Below are 17,682 nucleotides of genomic sequence, written 5' to 3' on the forward strand. Positions count from 1 at the left end.
AGGGGAAGGAAAGCCGGGGCGCGGTGAAGCAGCCCCGCGGGCAAGCCGCCAGGTTCAGTCCACGTACAGGCCGACCTTGGGGCCGGCGCCGCCGCCCTCGGCCAGCCAACCGTCGCGCACCAGCATGTCGTGGCACTCGGCCTTGCTCAGGAAGTCCACGTTCGCCGACGAGTACTCGGAGTAGGCCGGGACCTTCTGGGTCTCGGGCTTGAGGGACTCACGCCACGACGGGATAAGGAAATGGCCCGGGTACTCCACGGCGCGCCACATTTCCTCTTCCGACACCAGCACCTCGTGCAGCTTTTCGCCGGGGCGCGTGCCGACCAGTTCGGTCGGGTAGTCCGGGTTGCCGTTCAAGCCTTCGGCCAGCCACTTGCCCAGGTCGACCACGTTGATGGACGGCATCTTCTTGACCCACATGTCGCCCGAGGCGCCGCGCACGGTCGCCCAGAACACCAGGTGCACCGCGTCAGGCAGCGTCAGCTGGAAGCGCGTCATGCCGGGGTGCGTGATCGGCAGCGGACGGCCTTCCTGAACGCGCTTGGCGAACAGCGGCACGATGCTGCCGCGGCTGCCCAGCACGTTGCCGTAGCGCACGCAGACGAAGGTCGGGCCGTTGGGGATGGGCTGCTGCATGATCCGTTCCTGGATCGCCTTGGTCATGCCCATCACGTTGACCGGCTTCACGGCCTTGTCGGTGCTGACCGAGATCACCTTCTCGACATCATTGGCGATCGCGGCGCGGCGCACGTTCTCGGCGCCGACGACGTTGGTCAGCGCGGCCTCGTAGGGTGAACGCTCGCAGGACGGCACCTGCTTCAGCGCGGCGGCGTGGAACACCAGGTCGACCTTGCGGCAGGCCTCGTTCACGCGATCGGCGTCGCGCACGTCGCCGATCATGAAATCCAGGTCCTTCAGGTCGCTGTACTGCAGGCGCATGTCGTGCTGCTTCTTCTCGTCCCGGCTCAGCACCAGGATCGAGGCGACGTTGTGCTTGACGAGCTCGCGCAGGATCTCGTGGCCGAAGCTTCCCGTGCCCCCCGTCACGAGGATGCGTTTGCCGCTCAGGGCGGAGGCGAGTTCGTTGGCTTGCAGCATGGGTTCCTTGGCAATCGTTAGGGTCTGGGAGGCGGGGTACGGTTGCCCCGCGTGGTCTTCGAGGTGCTACTCGGGCTGGAAGGACCGCACGGTCCCGATCACATGGGCGACGTCCTCGTCCGTCATCCAGTCGCCGCAGGGCAGGGCGGCATGGGTCCTCATCCAAGCGTCCAGCCCCGGCAGCGGCGGCGTGACGGACCGGAAGCCGCTGTAGCGGTCGGTCCGGTCGTGCAACCCGCTGGTGCCGACGCCATGACGCTTCAGGTGCTCCATGGCCGCCTTCGCGTCCGGCGTCGTGACGAGGTAGGTCCAGTAGGCGGAGCGGCCGCCGCGCGGGACCGGCACGGCACGCCAGCCCGGAATGCCGGCGAACCCGTGATCATAGGCCAAAGCGACTTGCGCGGTCCGCGCGCGCCGGGCCGCCAGCGTGGGCAACTGCTCGAGGGCGATCGCGCAGTTCAGCGCGTTCATCGTGCCTGCCCAGCCGACGTCGGGGATGTCGAAGTCCTCGGCGATCTCGCCGCGGCCATCGCGAAACACGGTCAGGTCGATGCCGAAACGGCGCAGCGCGCGCGCGCGAACGGCCTCGGCGGCGGAGCGGCAACTGAGCGCGCCGCCCTCGCCGCCGTGCAACTGCCGGTTGGGATAGAAGGACCAGATCGCGAAGTCGCCAAACGTGCCGATCGGGCGGCCGTCGGTCTCGGCGCCCAGGGCGGTGCTGCAGTCCTCGATCAGCACCGCGCCGTGTGCCCGGCACAGGGCCGCGATCGCGGCGATGTCCGCCGGATAACCCGCCGCGTGATAGACGACGACCGCCTTGGTGCGCGGCGTGATCGCGCCTGCGACGTCGTTGGCCGTGGGCATGCCGGTGTCCGGATGCACGTCGGCCCAGACGACCTGCGCACCGGACGTCGCCAGCGGCGCGTTGGTCGACATGCAGCCGAAAGGGCTGGCGACGATCTCGTCGCCGGCTCCGACGCCGGCGATTCGCAGGGCGATCTGGATCGCCATCGACATGTCGCTCGTCAGCACCGTGTGCGGGCGGCCGCAAAGTTCCGCGAAGGCCTGCTCGAAACGGACCACCGGCGGGCCGGCGGCGATCTGTCCGGACGCGAGCAGGGCATCGACGGCTTGCGCCATCGAGGCCAGGTGGACCGGACGGAACAACGCGACCGCGCGCATGCGTCAGCCCCGGGACAGCGCCGCGACGATGCGGGCGCGATCTTCGTCGCCGACCCACCAGCCGCAGGGAATGTGGACCATCCGGCGGTAGAACGCGGCCAGGCCAGGCAGGTCGGCATCCTGCTGCCCGAACAACGTATGCAGGTGGTTCGGGCGATGCAGCTTCGACGCGCTCACGGAAATGGCCGCGAGGCGCCGCTCGACATCGTCGCTGTCGTCCGACAGGACGGTGTAGAGCCAATACGACGGCCGCGCCTTCGATTCGAACGCAGTGACGGCGATGCCGGGAATCTCCGCGAGCTTGTCGTCGAAATAGCGGCCGTTGGCGATGTGGCGCTCGATCAGTCCGCCGATGTGCCGCAGTTGCACCTGACCGATGGTCGCGGTCACGTTGTTCATGTTGTATTTGTAGCCGGCGCGCTTCACGTCGATGCTGGTGCGCGGCACGCCCTTGCGCAGTCCGAACCAGCGCAGTTCCTTGGCCGTGTCGATCGCGGCCGGATCGCGCAGCGTGAGCACGCCGCCATCGACGGTGGTCATGTGCTTGATGGCCTGCAGCGAGTAGATCGCCGCATCGCCGATGGTGCCGATGGCGGCGTCGCCGTAGCGGCTGCCGAGGGCATGCGCGCAGTCCTCGATCAGGTACAGGCCATGGCGGTCGGCGATCGCGCGCAGTTCGTCCATCGCGGCGGGGAAGCCGGCGTAATGCACCACCACGATGGCGCGAGTGCGCGGCGTGACGGCGGCTTCGACCGCCTTCGGGCACAGGTTGCCGGAACGCGGGTCGACATCGGCGAACACCGGTTTGGCGCCCGTATGCACGATGACGACGTTGGTGGGCTCCGCGGTCATCGACGTCGTGATGACCTCGGTGCCCGGGCCCGCGCCGCCAAGCAGGAGCGCGGCATGCAGCGCGCCGGTGCCGCTGCTGAAGGCCAGCGCGTGCGGCAGACCGAAATGGGCCGCGAAAGCCGCCTCGAACTGGTAGACCGCTTCGCCCTCGGCGATGTGGCCGCTGTAGAGCACCTGCTCGAGCGCCGGCATCAGTTCAGAAGCCGGCGGCATGCCGACTTTCACGAGGGGGAGCGGGGTATCGGACATGGTGGTGTAAAGGGTGACAAGACCTGGAGATTGACTTAACCTCGCGCCCTCGATTTTCGAGCTAGGCCATTACGAGGAAAAGGGCATGCGCAAGAGTGGGGAAGGTGAAGTCATCGTCGGTCGGCATACGCGGATCTCGGACGAGGCCGAGATCATATTCGCGAAACCCGGCCGCCTGACGATCGGGGACTACTGCGTCATCGGCCCAGGTGTGCGCTTCATCTGCGCGGGCGGAGACATCGAGATCGACGACTGGACCACGCTGCATGACCGCTGCCTCGTGATGTCGGGCCAAGGTGTGAAGGTCGGCCAGCACGGCTGGTTCGGGCAGAACGCGATCTTGGACGGCACGGGCGGGCTGACCATCGGGAACGGCGTGCGGGTCGGCATGTACTCGCAGATCTGGTCGCACGTCGCCGCCGGCGAGCAGATCGAAGGCTGCACCCTGTATGGCGAGCGCCCGGTGGTCATCGAGGACGACGTCTGGCTCGTGGGATCCTGCATCGTCGCGTCGGGCGTCACCATCGGCGCGCGCACGGTCGCCCTGATCGGCTCCAACATCACGAAGTCCTGGCCGGAGAAGATGGTCATCGCTGGCTCTCCGGCCGCCGCGAAGTCGCTGTCCTTCTACAAGGACCTGGAGCTGGACGACAAGTTCCGGATGCTGCAGGGCTGGGTCGACGAGATCTTGCCGACGATCCCCGGCTGCGTCCGGCTCGAGGCGCCGGAACCCGACGAACAGGTCCTGCTGGCGGACAGCGCGGGCGAAGCTCCGTCCTTCATCTTTGCCAAGCGCACCGCCACGGCAGACGAGTTGCGCGCGCGCTTCCCCGAGGCGACCGTGTGCTGCATCGAGGACAAGCGCTACGAGAAGAAGTTCACTCGCCTCGAGCCGCTCATCCTGAAGCCGCTGGCCGGCAACAAGGCGCGATTCCTCCGCCGCTGAGCAGGCAGGTTCGCTTCGGTCCGCGCCGCGGGCCGAAGCGTGGTGCCGTCAGCGCGGCTGACGGCCGAGTGCCCGGCGGATTCGTTCGATCTTGCGGGCCTGGTGGGCGTCGCGCCCTGCCGCGCGCAGGAGCCGGCGCAGCATGAAGAACACCAGCGAGGCCGCGAACGAACCCGCGGCCGCGCCCAGGACCAGGAGCGCGCGCTTGGGCGACGAACGCCGCTCCGGCGGAGAGGCCGGATCGATGACCTGGATCAGCGCGCCTTCACGACTCTCGTCGACGCGCGCCGCCTCGTACTGCTTCGCGAACAGGTCGAACAGCGTTTCCTGATACTTGAATTCGCGATAGCGGCCGACGTAGTCGGCGCCGTTGCCATCCTTGGCCGCGGACTCGAGTCGCTGGACCTGCGTCTGCAACTGGGCGACCTGTTCGCGCGCCGTCTGCACCTCGGCCGACGAGTCGGCCATGTTCCGGCGCAGCGTGCCCAGGCGCACGGTCGCGGCCGTCAGTTCGGCGCGCATGCGGGCGAAGGCGTCGGCCGCGGATTTCGGCTCCGCGTTGAGCGCGCCCTCGTTGAATCCGGAACTCTGCAGCGCGAGTTGCGCCTGTGTCAGCTTGTCCTTGGTCTGGGTCAGCAGATCCTCGAAGAACTTGCGGCGCTGCTGCGCTTCGGACACCGCCAGGGAACCCGTCAGCGAGCGTAGTTGGTCGACGTGCGCGTTGGCGATCGCCGCGGCGCGCTTTGGATCGGTGTCCTGCACCTCGATGCTGATGATGCCGTCCCGCTTGCCGGCCGCCACCTCGACCAGCTTGTGCAGCTGCTTGCGGGCGTCTTCCTGGAACTTGGCCTCGTAGACCTCGACCAGGTTGAACTGCTTGATGATCGCGTCCGAGACCGTGTTGCTCTGGAACAGCGAGACGTACTGGTCGATCGGATTCTTGATGCCGGCCGCGCCACCCGCCAGGCCCGCGAGCGAGCCCAATTGGGACAGCGCCGAGCTGGCTGCGTTCTGCTGTTGCGGCGGCAGCAGCGTGACCTTGGCGGTGTAGACCGGCGTCAGCAGTAGCGCGGCGGCGACCGCCCCGGCCGTCGCGACGGCCGTGATCAGCGCGATGGGCTTGGCATGCTCGGCCAGCGTGACCGCGACATCGAGTGCGTCGACGGGATAGGGCGGCGTGACAGCATCCGCCCCCGTGCTCAGCGATTGTTCGCTCATGTCGTCGTCAATTCTTGATGGTCTTCAGGGCGGCCGCACCCAGGCCGAACTGGTACAGGATCGTCGTCCAGTCCTTCGCTTCCTGGATGAACGTGGTCTTGTTCATCTCCTCGGGGACGAAGACGGTGTCGCCCGGCAATGCCGACAGCCCCGTCAGTCCCGAGCCGAAGCCCAGCCAGCCGCTACTCGATTGGCGCGCGCTCACGACCGTGCCGTTCGCGCGGATCACGAAGACGCCACCGGCATCTGCGCCGCGGGTCGGACCGCCCGCGAGCTTCATTACGTCGTCGACGGAGGCGCCGTCGCGCAACAGGAAGCTGCCGGCATTGAACACACTACCGAACACGCCGACGGTCGTGGGCACCGACGGAATGAGCAGGCGGTCGCCGTCCTCGACGGTCAGGCTGGGGAGTTGCTTGGTGTCCGACTCGAGCTGCAGGACCACGCGGCCCGTGGGGCGCACGGCCCGCAGGCGCTGGACCAGGCGTTCCGTGCCTGCCGCGCGTTGCGCGTTGGCCGCGGCCTCGTCGGCGGTGGACGCGCGCTGCGTGCTGCTGTACTTGGTGAACTCCGTCTCCAGGTCCCGCAGGGCGCGGTCGTAGTTCTCCTGCTGCGACTGGCGCACGCTCTCGCGCGAGAAGTCGGTGCCGAAGACATAGGCCTGAGGCGTCAGGCCGCCGGCCGCAGCGATCGCGTCGGGCAGCGTGCTGCTCGGCGGCAGCACGTATTCGCCGGGACGGGCGACCTCGCCCTCGACGGTCACGCGCTTGTATTGCTTGTACAGCGGCAGCGCCGTGTTGACGCTGCTGAACACGCGCAGCACATCGCCGTTGGAGGCCACGGTCTTGAGTTGCGCCGGCAGCTGCAGCTCGCGGACGCGGCGATCGTTGCGGTCGCTCAGTTGCTCGATGGACAGCCGCGAGCGGTCCGCCACGGCGCTGAAGCCGCCGGCCATGCGCAACACGTCATCCACCGTCTCGCCCGGCTTCAATTCGACGATGGTCTGCTTGTTCACGCTGCCCAGGACCGCCACCTGCGGACCGATCGGGCCGATGTGCAGCACGTCCTCGGCCTGCAGCGCGCGGTCGCTGGCCTTGTCGCCCTTGAGCAGCAGGTCGTAGGCGTCGAAGGTGGAGACGACCTGGCCGTTGCGGCGCAGCTCGATCTGCCGGAAGCTGCCCGCCGCGGACGGGCCGCCGGCGCGGATCAGGCCGTTGACGATCGTCGACAGGCTGCTGACCGTGTAGGCGCCGGGCTTGGCGGTGAAGCCGGTCACGTAGATGCGGATCGTCCGCAGCTTGCCCAGCGATGTGCTGACCTGGAAGTTCTTGAAGACCTGCGCGATCCGGGCGCGAACGACTTCGTTCAGGTCGCCGTAGCGCACGCCCGCCACCAGGACTGGGCCGACGCGCGGGATGGTGACGCGGCCGGCGCGATCCACCGTCAGGCGCAGGTCGGCGTCCACCGAGCCCCAGGCCGTGACCTGGATCTCGTCGCCGATGCCGATCAGGTAGTCCGACGGCGCCTGGCGCGGGCCCTCGGCCTCGGCGCCGCGCGCCTGGCGGTCGTCGAAGATCAGGTCGGCGCCCAGGCGGCGCACGACGTTGTCCGCGGAAACCGTGGCGGTCTTTCCCAATGCACCACTTTGCGTCTGCGAGATCGCCGTCACGTCGGCATACGCCGACTCCGAACGCTTGAGCGCGTCCAGCGTCAGGGGATCGGTCAGGTCGATGCCCAGCAGCTTGTTGACGTAGATCTCGAACTCGCCCGGGACGTACTTCGCGGGTCGGGCCAGGGGCGTTGAGGCCTGCTGTTGCGAAGACGGCGCGTCTTGCGCGGCGCGACCCGTCGAGTTCAGCCGCACCGGACCGTTGAGGTCGCCCGTGTTGTCGGAGCTGATCTGACCAATTCCCGTCGTCTGCGCGGTAGCAGCGCTCGCCAGCAGGCAGGCCGCCAGGAGCGCCAGGACCGGCTTGCGGAGGGGGGCGCGGGCTGGAGTCGTCGACACCGGCGAAAGGGCGCGTTGGGCGCGAAGTTCCATGCGTGATCTCGTCTCAGATGAACTTGGCCGCCCAGGACGAACCTCGAGACAAGGGTGTCGGAGCGGCCAGCGCGGCATTCTATGGCAGCACTGTTGCGCCAAAACCGCCCATCGGCGGGATGCCCCTCGTTACACTGCCGCGCATGTTGTATTTGCTCATCCCGTTCGCGCTGGCGGCGATCGTCACGTTGTATGTCGTGCACTCGTCCACCACGCACGGGCACCTGTCCGCCGACCACGACCTGTCCGGCCCGCAGAAGTTCCACGCCCGCCCCGTGCCGCGGATCGGCGGCGTCGGGATCTTCGTTGGCCTGGCCGGCATGGTGGCGGCGGCCTTGCTGCTGAAGCACCCTCAGGCCAGGACCGGCGTGCTGCTGCTGCTGGCCGGCCTGCCGGCCTTCGGCGCCGGTCTCATCGAGGACTTCACCAAGAAGGTCTCCCCGCGCGAGCGCCTGATCGCCACCGCCGTCTCCGCCGGGCTGGGCTGCTGGCTGCTCCAGGCCACCATCAACCGCACCGACATTCCCGGCCTGGACTTCATCGTCGGCACCACCGCCGGCGCGGTGATCATCACGATCTTCGTCGTCGCCGGCGTCGCCAATTCGGTCAACATCATCGACGGCTTCAACGGCCTGTCCTCGATGTGCGTGAGCCTGATGCTGCTGTCGCTGGCCTACGTGTCCTACCAGGTCGGCGACACCGAACTCGCGCTCTGGGCGCTGGCCGGCGTCGGCGCCATCCTGGGCTTCTTCGTCTGGAACTACCCCGCGGGGCTGATCTTCCTGGGCGACGGCGGCGCCTACTTCATGGGCTTCTACCTGGCGGAGATCGCGATCCTGCTGATCCACCGCCATCCGGAGGTCTCGCCGCTGTTCGCGCTGATGGTCTGCATCTACCCGGTGTTCGAGACGATCTTCTCGATCTACCGCCGCCGCTTCCTGCGCAACACCAGCCCGGGCGATCCCGACGGCATCCACCTGCACTCGCTGATCTACCGCCGGCTGATGCGTTGGGCGATTGGCGCCCGCGACGCACGCCTGATGACGCGCCGCAACTCGATGACCGCCCCTTACCTGTGGACGCTGTGCATCTCGTCGCTGGCGCCGGCGCTGCTGTTCTGGGACTCGACGCCGATGATCGCCGCCTGCATGGTGCTGTTCGGCGTCGCCTACGTCGCGTTGTACTGGCGCATCGTGCGCTTCCGCACCCCGAAGTGGATGGTCTTCCGCGGCGACCAGCGCAAGCTGACCGATCGCTCGCCCCAGTGATTTCCAAGGGGCCGGGCGTGACCGTCCCGTGAGGGATCGCGCCCGGACCGCGCAGCGTTGCACACGCCGGGATCGGTGGTTTCCCGGGGCTTTCGAGGGCTTGGAGGATAATCCGCGCCCATGACCGACACCACCCCGACGCCGAGCCCCCGTTTCGACACGCTGCCGCTGGACCCCAAGCTGCTGCGCGCCGTGTCCGATCAGGGCTACGCGACGATGACGCCCATCCAGGCCAAGGCGATCCCGATCGTCCTGTCCGGCCGCGATGTGATGGGCGCCGCGCAGACCGGCACCGGCAAGACCGCCGCGTTCTCGATCCCGCTGCTGCAGCGCATGCTCAAGCACGAGAACGCCTCGATGTCGCCCGCCCGCCATCCGGTGCGCGCGCTCGTGCTGGCCCCGACCCGGGAGCTCGCCGACCAGGTCGCCAACAACGTCAAGGCCTACGCCAAGCACACGCAGCTGCGCGTGGCCTGCGTGTTCGGCGGCATCGACATGAAGCCCCAGACGCTGCAGCTCAAGGCCGGCGTCGAAGTGCTGATCGCCACGCCCGGCCGGCTGCTCGACCACATCGAGGCCAAGAACGCCGTGCTCAACCACGTCGAGTACGTCGTGCTCGACGAGGCCGACCGGATGCTGGACATCGGCTTCCTGCCCGACCTGCAGCGCATCCTGAGCTACCTGCCCAAGACGCGCCAGACGCTGCTGTTCTCGGCGACCTTCTCGCCGGAGATCAAGAAGCTGGCCCAGAGCTACCTGCAGGAGCCGGAGCTGGTCGAGGTCGCCCGACCGAACGCCACCGCCTCGACCGTCGAGCAGCGCTTCTTCAGCGTCGACGACGACGACAAGCGCGCCGCGGTCAAGCAGTTGCTGCGCCAGCGCGAGATCCGCCAGGCGATCGTGTTCGTGAACTCCAAGCTCGGCGCGGCGCGCCTGGCCCGCGCCTTCGAGCGCGACGGCTTGCGGACCGCCGCCCTGCACGGCGACAAGTCCCAGGACGAGCGGCTGAAGTCGCTCGAGGCGTTCAAGCGCGGCGAGGTCGACCTGCTGGTCGCCACGGACGTGGCCGCCCGCGGCCTGGACATCGCCGACCTGCCGGCGGTCTTCAACTTCGACGTGCCGTTCAACGCCGAGGACTACGTGCACCGCATCGGCCGCACCGGCCGCGCCGGCGCCTCGGGCCTGGCCTTCACGCTGGTGACCAAGGGCGACGCGCGCCTGGTCGGCGACATCGAGAAGCTGATCAAGCGCAAGCTGGACCTGGAACCGATCGAGCTCGAGGAAACGCGCCGCCGCTTCGACGGCGACCGGGGCGATCGCGGTGATCGCGGTCCGCGCGCCGATCGAGGCGATCGTGGCGGCGAGCGAGGCGAGGACCGCGGCGGCGAGCGCCGCGACTTCCGCCGCGAGCGCGAGGATCGCCGGGACGAGGCCTACGGCGCGCACGCGCCGGCCCGCGCGCCGCAACGCCAGTCCTACGACCCGCTGTTCGACAAGCCCTATGAAGCCAGCGAGCGCGTCGAGGCGCCGTCCTGGGAGAAGGGCCCGGCCGGCGCGACGCGAGGGAGCGTGTCGTCCAACATCAAGCCGAAGAAGAAGGTCGCGGCGCTGTTCGGCGCCAAGCGGCCGCCGGTCACCGCCGACAGCGAATCCTGATCGCGCCTCGCGCCGACCAGGAACAGCAAGGCCGGACCGCCGTGAGGCGTCCGGCCTTTCGTTTGGGTGGGGCTCAGCGCGCGCCGAGGATCGCGAACACCGCTGGCACCTTGTCCGGCAGCGCCTTCGGCGCCTTGCGCCATTGCGCGACGGTGGCCGAATGCGTCCACGCGTCCTTCAGGCTCAGCCCGCAACTGACCGACAGCCAGGAGCCCGGCTTCAGCGTCGCCAGCAGCGCCTGCAGCAGCGCGGCGTTGCGATAGGGCGTCTCGATCATCAACTGCGTCTGCTGCTCCCGCGCGGACGCGGCCTCCAGTGCCTTGAGCCGGGTCGCGCGCTCGACGGCGTCGACCGGCAGGTAACCGACGAAGGCGAAGCTCTGGCCGTTCAGGCCGCTGGCGGCGATCGCCATCAGCAACGAGCTCGGGCCGACCAGCGGCACGACCTCGATGCCGGCCGCATGCGCGGCCGCCACGAGCCGGGCGCCCGGGTCGGCCACCGCCGGCATGCCGGCCTCGGAGATCAGGCCCACGTCGACCCCGTCCAGCGCCGGCTGCAGCAAGGCCGCCCAGGCCTTGTCCTCGGCCGCCGCCGCGGTGGCGGCGGTCGACGCCGGGCCGCGGCCCTTGGGCGGACGCGGGAGTTCCTCGATCCGCTGCTCCTGCAGCGGCGCCGCCAGTGGATGGGTCGCGCCGACGCGCTTCAGGAACGCGCGCGTGGTCTTGGCGTTCTCGGCCGCCCAGTGCGTGATCGACGCGGCGCGCGCCAGCACGGCGTCGGGCAGGATCTCGCGCAGGTCGACCTCCTGGCCCTCCATGCCGAAGTCCAGGGTGTTGGGAACGAGGTAGAGGCGGCCGCGGGTCATCGGGAACTCTCGAGAGGCAGGAAGGGGAAGGTGGGGCGGCGCGACGCTCGGGCAGTCGGTCGCGGGCTCAAGGTGGGGTCAGGGCAGTCGGCTCATCACGTCGAGCCCGCCCCGGCGCAGCAGCGCCGCGGTGCGGATCAGCGGCAGGCCGATCAACGCGGTCGGATCGTCGGACTCGATCGCCTCCAGCAGCGCGATGCCCAGGCCCTCGGCCTTGGCGCTGCCGGCGCAGTCGTAGGGTTGCTCGGCGCGCAGGTAGCGCTCGATCTCGGCGTCGCTCAAGGCGCGGAAGCGGACCCGCACTGGCGCCAGGTCCTCGGCGGCGAAACCGCTCGCCGCGCACACCACCGCCAACGCGGTCTGGAACACGACGGTGCGGCCGCGCATCGCGCGCAGCTGCTCGACGGCGCGTTCGTGCGTGCCGGGCTTGCCCAGCGGCTGGCCGTCCAGGTCCGCGACCTGGTCGGCGCCGATCACCAGCGCCTCCGGAAAGCGCGCCGCCACCGCGCGCGCCTTGGCCAGCGCCAGCCGGCGCGCGAGCGCCGCGGGCGATTCGCCCGGCTGCGGCGTCTCGTCGACCTCGGGCGAGGCGACGTCGAACGGCACGCGCAGGCGCTCCAGCAGGTCGCGCCGGTAGCGCGAGGTGGACCCCAGGATCAGCGTCCGGGGCGGCTCGGAAAGGGCGGTCATGGGGCGGGATTCTCCCATCGGGGGAAGGGCGGCTCGTACACTTGCGCCCCATGAAATCGCGTTCGTACGATCCGTTGAAGCTCGATGTCGAGGCCTTCGTCCGCGAGGGCGCCTCGCTCGAGGGCGAGTGGCCCGCGCCGAGCCTGCCGCGCCTGGCCGAGTCCGCCGCGCCCGAGTCCGACCCGGCCCAGTGGCCGCCCGTGACCTGGGCCGCCCATGGCGAGCTGCGCACGCCCAAGGGCGGCGACGCGCAGCTGTGGCTCGAGTTGTCCGCCCAGGCGCAGGTCGCGCTCACCTGCCAGCGCTGCCTGAAGCCGGTGCGTGAGGACCTGGCGGTGTCGCGCTGGTTCCGCTTCGTCAAGGACGAGGACCAGGCCGCCGAGCTGGACATGGATTCCGACGACGACGTGCTGGCGCTGGCGCGCCACCTCAACCTGCGCGAGCTGGTCGAGGACGAACTGCTGCTGACGCTGCCGGTGGTCCCGCGCCACGAGGAGTGCCCCGAGCCGCTGCCGCATGCCAATGTCGAGGAGGACGACGCGCCGGCGCAGGAGCGCCCGAACCCGTTCGCGGCCCTGGCCGCGCTCAAGAAGGGCGGCGCCGGCAAGGCGTGAAGTCCGGGCGGCGCGGGGCGGCGATGGCGGTTCCCACCGCAAGGATTTGCCGGTCGCGTGTCGCCTGTGCTATAGTTTCCGGCTTTCCCGGTTCGAAATGAGCGTCCATGTGGGCGCCGCGCCGGGACCGAGGCGTCGGTAGCGGAGCATCCTCGTCGGATCCGCGGCACAGCTCGAGTTCTCTCGAGAGCCCGAGCAAGCCTCGAACCACCGAAGCCCGCCGAAGCCTTTAGGAGAATCAATCATGGCCGTTCAGCAAAACAAGAAGTCCCCGTCCAAGCGCGGCATGCACCGCTCGCACAATGCCCTGGGCACCCCGGGCACCGCGATCGAGCCGACCACCGGCGAAGTGCATCTGCGTCACCACATCAGCCCCAACGGCTTCTACCGTGGCCGCAAGGTGCTGAAGACCAAGGCCGACGCCGCCTGATCGACATCGATCAGCCGGCCCGGACAGCGCCCCGCGGCGCGTCCGCCTGGTCCCACGAATGAAGAAAGCCCGGTTTCGCTGTCAGCGTCGCCGGGCTTTCGCATTTCCGGTCTTCCTTCCGGAAGGGTGTCCCTGTCGCGCACGCTTCTTGCAGGCTCGCTACAGTCGCACCTTCGACCGGTGATTTTTCTCAGGTTTCGATGACCGCATCTCCCGCCACCCGCTCATCGCCCTCCGCCGAGCCGCTCCGCCTGGCGGTGGACTGCATGGGCGGCGACCACGGCCCGTCCGTGACGCTCCCGGCCTGCCAGGCCTTCCTCGCCGCGCATCCGCAGGCGGAGCTGCTGCTCGTGGGCCAGCCCGAGGCGCTGCGGGCCGCCGCCGCCTGGCCGCGGACCCGCATCGTCCCGGCCAGCGAGGTCGTCAGCATGGACGACCCCATCGAGGTCGCGCTGCGCCGCAAGAAGGACTCGTCGATGCGGGTCGCGATCTCGCTGCTGAAGGCGGGCAAGGACGGCTCGCCGGCGCTGGCGCAGGCCTGCGTCTCGGCCGGCAACACCGGCGCGCTGATGGCGGTCGCCAAGTACCTGCTCAAGACGCTCGAGGGCATCGACCGCCCGGCCATCGCCACGGTGATGCCCAACCAGGTCGGCGGCTTCACCACGGTGCTGGACCTGGGCGCCAACGTCGACTGCGGCCCCGAGCACCTGCTGCAGTTCGCGGTGATGGGCAGCGCGCTGGTGTCGGCGGTCGACGGCAAGGAGAACCCCTCCGTCGGGCTGCTGAACATCGGCGAGGAAATGATCAAGGGCAACGAGACCATCAAGCGCGCCGGCGAACTGCTGCGCGAGGTGGCCGCCCATGACCAGATCAATTTCCACGGCAACGTGGAAGGCAACGACATCTTCAAGGGCACGACGGATGTCGTCGTTTGCGACGGATTTGTCGGCAACGTGGCGCTAAAAACCGCCGAAGGCCTGGCCAGCATGATCTCCAGCTTCATCAAGGCGGAGTTCACGCGCACCCCCTGGACCAAGGCGATCGCGCTGCTGGCGATGCCGGTGCTGCAGCGTTTCAGGAACCGCGTCGACCATCGCCGCTTCAACGGCGCGGCACTGCTGGGCCTGCGCGGCCTGGTGTTCAAGAGCCACGGATCGGCCGATGCGTTCGCGTTCGAGCAGGCCTTGAACCGGGCGTATGATGCGGCCCGCAACCGGCTCCTAGACCGGGTTCACGATCGCATCGTCGCGACGCTGCAGGCGCTTCCGGCCCCTGCGCCAGAGGAGGGCGGCGATGCAGGAGACAAGGCGGCCACCGCCGCCCACGCTGCATGACCACTGCTTCCACGCGCTTCGCCCGCATCCTCGGTACGGGCAGCTACCTGCCCGCCAATCGCGTCACCAACTCGGCCCTGGCGGAACGCCTCGCCCGCGACGGGATCGAGACCTCGCATGAATGGATCGTCGAGCGGACCGGCATCCACGCCCGCCACTTCGCCGACCCGCATGTCACCGCCAGCGACCTCGCGCTGCCGGCCTGCCTGGCCGCGCTCGAGTCGGCCGGCGTCCGCGCCGAGGAGATCGACCTGATCATCGTCGCCACGTCCACGCCGGACATGGTGTTCCCCTCCACCGCCTGCCTGCTGCAGCACAAGCTGGGCATCCACGGCTGCGCCGCGTTCGACGTGCAGGCGGTCTGCTCGGGCTTCGTCTACGCGCTGACCGTCGCCGACGCGATGATCAAGAGCGGCGCCGCGACCAAGGCGCTGGTGATCGGCTCGGAGGTGTTCTCGCGCATCCTCGACTTCAAGGACCGCACGACCTGCGTGCTGTTCGGCGACGGCGCCGGCGCGGTGGTGCTCGGCGCCAGCGACGAGCCCGGCATCCTCGCCAGCGAGCTGCATGCCGACGGCCGCCATGTCGACATCCTGTGCACCCCGGGCACCGTGTCCGGCGGCGAGGTCCTGGGCCATCCGCTGCTGAAGATGGACGGCCAGGCGGTGTTCAAGCTGGCGGTCGGCGTGCTGGAGAAGGTCGCGCGCTCGGTGCTCGACAAGGCCGGCCGCACCGATGCCGACATCGACTGGCTGATCCCCCACCAGGCCAACATCCGGATCATGCAGGGCACGGCCAAGAAGCTGAAGATGCCCCTGGACAAGCTGATCGTGACCGTCGACGAGCACGGCAACACCTCCGCCGCCTCGATTCCGCTGGCGCTGGACGTGGCCGTGCGCGCCGGCAAGATCAAGCGCGGCGACACGGTGATGCTGGAAGGCGTCGGCGGCGGCTTCACCTGGGGCGCGGTGCTGCTGGATTTCTGATGGATCGCTGACGGCGGCGTCCGCGTCGATGCCGCCACGCGCTTCCCGCCGGCCGTCCCGGCGCGAGGCCGCGCGTTCCTCCTTCTCTATATAGACAGTCTCGGATTCGAACCGCCATGAGCAAGAACTTCGCAATCGTCTTCCCCGGCCAGGGTTCGCAATCGGTCGGCATGCTGGACGCCTGGGGCGACCATCCGGAAGTCGTCCGCACGCTGGCCGAGGCCTCGGCCGCCCTGGGCGAGGACATCGGCGCGCTGATCCAGCAAGGTCCCAAGGAGCAACTGGACCTGACCACCAACACCCAGCCGGTGATGCTGACCGCCGGCATCGCCTGCTACCGCGCCTGGATCGCCGAGACCGGCCTGGTGCCGTCGGCCGCGGCCGGCCACTCGCTGGGCGAGTACACCGCGCTGGTCGCCGCCGGCGCGCTGAGCCTGGCCGACGCGCTGCCGCTGGTGCGCTTCCGCGCGCGGGCGATGCAGGAAGCGGTGCCGGTGGGCACCGGCGCGATGTCGGCCATCCTGGGCCTGGACGCCGCGGTGGTCCGCGAGGTCTGCCAGCAGGTCGCCGCCGAGACGGGCGAGGTCGTCGAGGCCGTCAACTTCAACGATCCGAAGCAGACGGTGATCGCCGGCTCCAAGGGCGGCATCGAGAAGGCCAACGAGGCGCTCAAGGCCGCGGGCGCCAAGCGCGCGCTGCCGCTGCCGGTGTCGGCGCCGTTCCACTCCAGCCTGATGAAGCCCGCGGCCGACCGCCTGCGCGAGCAGCTCGCCGCGGTGACGTTCGCGCCGGCCGCGTTCCCGGTGATCAACAACATCGACGTCGCCGTGACCGACGATCCCGTCGCGCTGCGCGACGCGCTGTACCGCCAGGCGTTCGGCCCGGTGCGCTGGGTCGAGGTCATGCAGGCGCTCAAGGCCCGCGGCCTGGGCACCGTCATCGAGTGCGGCCCCGGCAAGGTGCTGGCCGGCATGGCCAAGCGCATCGACGCCGAACTCGCCGCCGCCACGGTGCTCGACCCGGCCTCGCTGGCCGAGGCCCGGGCGCTGCTGGCCTGACGACCCCTTTCGTTCCAGAGGATTTCCCATGTCCGACAACAAGCAAGTGGCGCTGGTGACCGGCGCCAGCCGAGGCATCGGCCGCGCGATCGCGCTGACCCTGGCCCAGAAGGGCTTCGTCGTGATCGGCACCGCGACCAGCGAGTCCGGCGCGCAGGCGATCACCGAGGCGCTGGCCCCCCACGGCGGCCGCGGCGCGGTCCTGAACGTCAACGACGGCGCGGCGGTCGACGCGCTGATCGATGCGATCGTCAAGCAGGACGGCGGCATCCAGGTGCTGGTCAACAACGCCGGCATCACCAAGGACATGCTGTCGATGCGCATGAAGGACGAGGACTGGGACGCGGTCCTGGACACCAACCTGAAGGCGGTGTTCCGCGCCAGCCGCGCGGTGATGCGTCCGATGATGAAGCAGCGCTACGGCCGCATCGTCAACATCACCTCGGTGGTGGGGGCGTCCGGCAACGCGGGCCAGGCCAACTACGCCGCGGCCAAGGCCGGCGTCGCGGGCATGACGCGTGCCCTGGCCCGGGAGCTGGGCAGCCGCTCGGTGACCGTCAACTGCGTGGCGCCCGGCTTCATCGCCACCGACATGACCGACGTGCTGCCCGAGGCGCAGAAGACCGCGCTGCTGGCGCAGATCCCGGCGGGCCGCCTGGGCGACCCGGCCGAGATCGCCCATGCGGTGGCGTTCCTGGCGTCGCCGGAGGCCAGCTACATCACCGGCGTCGAGCTGCACGTCAATGGCGGCATGTACATGAATTGAGGTGGACGCCGCCCCTCGCGGGCGGGCCACCCACCGGATTCACCCGGCCGGTGTGGGGCTGATAGAGTGCGAGCGCGCGCCGTATCCATCGTGGAAGGCGCGCCTCGGGAGGTCCGACTAGGGGCGCCACTCTAAGGCCTTAGAATCCCGGGTTGTTCTAGCAAACCACCCCTCCTGGAGGAGTCATGAGCGATATCGAAGCACGTGTCAAGAAAATCATCGCCGAGCAACTCGGCGTGCCCGAAGCCGATGTGACCAATGAAAAGGCCTTCGTCGCCGATCTGGGCGCTGATTCTCTGGACACCGTGGAACTGGTGATGGCCCTCGAGGACGAGTTCGGCATCGAGATCCCGGACGAAGAGGCCGAGAAGATCACCACCGTTCAACTGGCGATCGACTACGCGGTCAAGCACCAGAAGGCGTAAGCAA

Annotated in this window: 17 protein-coding genes; 10 read left to right on the forward strand and 7 right to left on the reverse strand. The window is 69.3% G+C overall.

Annotation, left to right across the window (positions count from 1 at the left end; genetic code table 11):
* Window positions 1–54: 54 nt before the first annotated feature.
* The 3 genes from N5D62_RS01875 to N5D62_RS01885 form a co-directional block, all read right to left on the reverse strand.
* The gene (locus tag N5D62_RS01875; protein ID WP_279755716.1) at window positions 55–1,098 is read right to left on the reverse strand and encodes a polysaccharide biosynthesis protein; all 1,044 of its coding nucleotides are present in this window, start codon (window positions 1,096–1,098) and stop codon (window positions 55–57) included.
* Between the two features lie 66 nt (window positions 1,099–1,164).
* The gene (locus N5D62_RS01880) at window positions 1,165–2,280 is read right to left on the reverse strand and encodes a DegT/DnrJ/EryC1/StrS family aminotransferase (RefSeq protein WP_279755717.1); all 1,116 of its coding nucleotides are present in this window, start codon (window positions 2,278–2,280) and stop codon (window positions 1,165–1,167) included.
* Window positions 2,281–2,283: 3 nt separating this feature from the next.
* Entirely contained in the window at window positions 2,284–3,345 is a 1,062-nt protein-coding gene (locus N5D62_RS01885) for a DegT/DnrJ/EryC1/StrS family aminotransferase (RefSeq protein WP_279755718.1), read from the reverse strand.
* A gap of 121 nt (window positions 3,346–3,466) precedes the next feature.
* Between N5D62_RS01885 and N5D62_RS01890 the strand changes: the two genes are divergently transcribed.
* Window positions 3,467–4,327, forward strand: a complete 861-nt coding sequence (locus N5D62_RS01890) for a hypothetical protein (protein ID WP_279755719.1) — start codon at window positions 3,467–3,469, stop codon at window positions 4,325–4,327.
* A gap of 48 nt (window positions 4,328–4,375) precedes the next feature.
* On the opposite strand, the gene N5D62_RS01895 is transcribed toward N5D62_RS01890, so the two are convergent.
* The gene (locus N5D62_RS01895; protein ID WP_279755720.1) at window positions 4,376–5,545 is read right to left on the reverse strand and encodes a Wzz/FepE/Etk N-terminal domain-containing protein; all 1,170 of its coding nucleotides are present in this window, start codon (window positions 5,543–5,545) and stop codon (window positions 4,376–4,378) included.
* 7 nt (window positions 5,546–5,552) lie between these two features.
* Complete coding sequence (locus N5D62_RS01900; protein ID WP_279755721.1) at window positions 5,553–7,586, reverse strand: SLBB domain-containing protein; 2,034 nt, start codon at window positions 7,584–7,586, stop codon at window positions 5,553–5,555.
* A 143-nt stretch (window positions 7,587–7,729) separates the two neighbouring features.
* Between N5D62_RS01900 and N5D62_RS01905 the strand changes: the two genes are divergently transcribed.
* Window positions 7,730–8,854: a glycosyltransferase gene (locus N5D62_RS01905; protein ID WP_279755722.1), complete on the forward strand. Its 1,125-nt coding sequence runs from the start codon at window positions 7,730–7,732 to the stop codon at window positions 8,852–8,854.
* Window positions 8,855–8,974: 120 nt separating this feature from the next.
* Window positions 8,975–10,510 (forward strand): DEAD/DEAH box helicase, encoded by a 1,536-nt coding sequence (locus tag N5D62_RS01910; protein ID WP_279755723.1) that lies wholly within the window; start codon window positions 8,975–8,977, stop codon window positions 10,508–10,510.
* 73 nt (window positions 10,511–10,583) lie between these two features.
* Here N5D62_RS01910 and N5D62_RS01915 read toward each other — a convergent pair whose 3' ends face one another.
* Window positions 10,584–11,375 carry an SAM-dependent methyltransferase gene (locus tag N5D62_RS01915; RefSeq protein WP_279755724.1) on the reverse strand — a complete coding sequence of 264 codons (792 nt, stop codon included), beginning with the start codon at window positions 11,373–11,375 and terminating at the stop codon, window positions 10,584–10,586.
* Between the two features lie 78 nt (window positions 11,376–11,453).
* Window positions 11,454–12,065 (reverse strand): Maf family nucleotide pyrophosphatase, encoded by a 612-nt coding sequence (locus tag N5D62_RS01920; protein ID WP_279755725.1) that lies wholly within the window; start codon window positions 12,063–12,065, stop codon window positions 11,454–11,456.
* A 50-nt stretch (window positions 12,066–12,115) separates the two neighbouring features.
* On the opposite strand from N5D62_RS01920, the gene N5D62_RS01925 reads away from it, so the two are divergent.
* The 7 genes from N5D62_RS01925 to acpP all read left to right on the forward strand — a co-directional run bounded on the left by N5D62_RS01925 (window position 12,116) and on the right by acpP (window position 17,678).
* Window positions 12,116–12,679 carry a YceD family protein gene (locus N5D62_RS01925; RefSeq protein WP_279755726.1) on the forward strand — a complete coding sequence of 188 codons (564 nt, stop codon included), beginning with the start codon at window positions 12,116–12,118 and terminating at the stop codon, window positions 12,677–12,679.
* Between the two features lie 244 nt (window positions 12,680–12,923).
* The gene (gene rpmF, locus N5D62_RS01930; RefSeq protein WP_091726670.1) at window positions 12,924–13,109 is read left to right on the forward strand and encodes a 50S ribosomal protein L32; all 186 of its coding nucleotides are present in this window, start codon (window positions 12,924–12,926) and stop codon (window positions 13,107–13,109) included.
* Window positions 13,110–13,309: 200 nt separating this feature from the next.
* Entirely contained in the window at window positions 13,310–14,443 is a 1,134-nt protein-coding gene (gene plsX, locus N5D62_RS01935; protein ID WP_279755727.1) for a phosphate acyltransferase PlsX, read from the forward strand.
* Window positions 14,440–15,429 carry a ketoacyl-ACP synthase III gene (locus N5D62_RS01940; protein ID WP_279755728.1) on the forward strand — a complete coding sequence of 330 codons (990 nt, stop codon included), beginning with the start codon at window positions 14,440–14,442 and terminating at the stop codon, window positions 15,427–15,429. The genes plsX and N5D62_RS01940 overlap by 4 nt, the downstream gene beginning before the upstream one ends.
* A 116-nt stretch (window positions 15,430–15,545) precedes the next feature.
* Window positions 15,546–16,487: an ACP S-malonyltransferase gene (gene fabD, locus N5D62_RS01945; protein WP_279755729.1), complete on the forward strand. Its 942-nt coding sequence runs from the start codon at window positions 15,546–15,548 to the stop codon at window positions 16,485–16,487.
* Between the two features lie 28 nt (window positions 16,488–16,515).
* On the forward strand, window positions 16,516–17,253 hold the full coding sequence (fabG, locus tag N5D62_RS01950; protein WP_279755730.1) for a 3-oxoacyl-ACP reductase FabG: 738 nt from the start codon (window positions 16,516–16,518) through the stop codon (window positions 17,251–17,253).
* A 185-nt stretch (window positions 17,254–17,438) separates the two neighbouring features.
* Window positions 17,439–17,678, forward strand: a complete 240-nt coding sequence (gene acpP / locus N5D62_RS01955) for an acyl carrier protein (RefSeq protein ID WP_058936430.1) — start codon at window positions 17,439–17,441, stop codon at window positions 17,676–17,678.
* The last annotated feature ends 4 nt before the right edge of the window (window positions 17,679–17,682 follow it).

Origin of the sequence: Mitsuaria sp. GD03876, assembly GCF_029840635.1 — a bacterium.
Classification (GTDB): domain Bacteria; phylum Pseudomonadota; class Gammaproteobacteria; order Burkholderiales; family Burkholderiaceae_C; genus Roseateles.